We start from the raw sequence: 356 nt of genomic DNA, 5'->3' as shown, positions 1-356 counted from the left end.
GGTTCAGATACTTAAATCAGATGTCATGAGCCACAAAGAAGAAGATGACATCCAAGAACATATTAAACGAAGTTTAAAGCAATATGATTTACTGGAGGTGCCTTCGAATGAGCAGTAACTATCAAAAGCTATTAAATAATCTAGAGGCCTTGAATTTAAAACATATGAGAGAATATGTGCCAAACTATGTTGAAATTGCCAATCGGGATGAGCTTTCTTTAACAGAAGTTCTTCTAGAATTAACTAATCAAGAATTAGACTTTCAAACGAATCAGACTGTGGAACGTGTCATCCAGCGCGCACACTTTCCCAAACGGACATCACTTGAAGAATTTGATTTCAACTTTCAACCAAGC

1 protein-coding gene is annotated in these 356 nt (G+C 36.2%); it reads left to right on the top strand.

The genetic code is table 11. The annotated features are described in order from the left end of the window. Positions 1 to 107 precede the first annotated feature (107 nt). On the top strand, positions 108 to 356 hold a 249-nt coding region (locus ACYQ4S_RS12475; protein ID WP_459771494.1), incomplete at its 3' end, for an ATP-binding protein.

It is taken from the genome of Alkalibacterium sp. s-m-28, from assembly GCF_054658175.1.
Note: the sequence above shows the minus strand (reverse complement) of the source record. Positions and strands in the feature narration are given on the sequence as shown.